Source organism: Microcoleus sp. BM001215392, from assembly GCF_036700185.1.
GTDB lineage: Bacteria > Cyanobacteriota > Cyanobacteriia > Cyanobacteriales > Microcoleaceae > Microcoleus.
The window spans coordinates 14,530-15,979 of record NZ_JAUBOJ010000145.1 but is presented as its reverse complement, the minus strand read 5'-3'; the positions used below and the strand labels follow the sequence as shown (position 1 = coordinate 15,979).

Annotated in this window: 2 protein-coding genes; one reads left to right on the top strand and one right to left on the bottom strand. The window is 51.7% G+C overall.

The window, feature by feature from the left end:
- Positions 1 to 218 (top strand): hypothetical protein (locus tag QT974_RS16855; protein ID WP_333469592.1); only part of this gene is annotated, 218 nt, incomplete at its 5' end.
- 146 nt (positions 219 to 364) lie between these two features.
- Here QT974_RS16855 and QT974_RS16850 read toward each other — a convergent pair.
- Positions 365 to 1,450: WD40 repeat domain-containing protein (locus tag QT974_RS16850; protein ID WP_333469591.1), on the bottom strand; the 1,086-nt coding region annotated here is incomplete at its 5' end.

Genomic DNA, 1,450 nt, shown 5'->3' with positions numbered 1-1,450 from the left:
TGGGAATCAACAATTTTCGCCCGAATGCTTCACCCCTACAAATTGATTGGTATTGTGTCGATCGCCCGATCGCCCTTTCCCCAAAAGTCGATCGCCCTTTCCCCAAAAACCCGATCGCACATTCCCCAAAAAGTCGATCGCCCCAATCAATCAAAAACCAAAAAACCCCGGCGGTTGAAACCGCGGCTACACAGACAAAACCCGCCGACGCGGGTTGAAGATTTCACCCGATAATTTTCCATCTCCGAATACCCTCTTCGTCCGCGGAGGCGGACATCGTTTGTGTAGACGCGGTTTCCAACCGCCGGGATTTTAACCGCCGAGGATTTCAAATTCGATCGCCCGAATCGACCCAAAAATCCGATTAACGCCCGCCGCTAACTCCCTCCAATCGCAGGAAATGCACCCGGCCCGATAGATCGCCCGCTACAACTGTCACTCCATCAGGGGCGATCACACAGCAATTAAACTCAGCATCTCCGCTGAAACTAGCAACGTCTTTGCCGGTAGGCAAATCCCAGATTTTGAGGGTGTAATCCGATGAAGCTGAAACCGCTATGAGGCCGTTAGGGGCGATCGCCACTGCATATACCCAGCCAGTATGACTGGTGAGGGTTCTAAGTTTGGTGCCTGTCTCAGTGTCCCAGATTTTCAGGGTGTTATCCCTTGAAGCGGAAATCGCGGTTTTGCCATTTGGTGCGATCGCGACTGGATCTACCCAGCCAGTATGACGGATGAGAGTTCTAAGTTCGGTGCCTGTCTTGACATCCCAGACTTTGAGTGTGTTATCGTATGAAGCGGAAATCGCTGTTTTACCGTCTGGTGCGATCGCCACTGCATCTACCGAGGAACTATGACCCGTGAGAGTTTTCAGTTCTGAGCCTGTCTCCGTGTCCCAGATTTTCAAGGTGTTATCGTATGAAGCCGAAATCGCGGTTTTTCCGTCCGGTGCGATCGCCACTGCATTTACCCAGTGATGATGACCGCTGAGAGTTTTCAGTTCGGTGCCTGTTTCGGTGTCCCAGATTTTCAGGGTGTTATCACTTGAAGCCGAAATCGCTGTTTTGCCGTCTGGTGCGATCGCCACTGCTTTTACCGAGTCAGTATGACCGGTGAGGGTTCTAAGTTCGGCGCCTGTCTCGGTCTCCCAGATTTTCACAGTATGATCCCATGAACTGGAAAGCGCTGTTTTACCGTCCGGTGCGATCGCCACTGCACTTACCCTAGAACTATGAGCCGTGACAGTTTTCAGTTCTGAGCCTGTGTCGGTGTCCCAGATTTTCAGGGTTTTATCGTATGAAGCCGAAATCGCGGTTTTTCCGTCGGGCGCGATCGCCACTGCATTTACCCCGGAACTATGACTGGTGAGAGTTTTCAGTTCCCGGCCTGTCTCGATGTCCCAGATTTTCAGGGTATGATCATCAGAAGCAGAAATCGCTGTTTTTCCGTC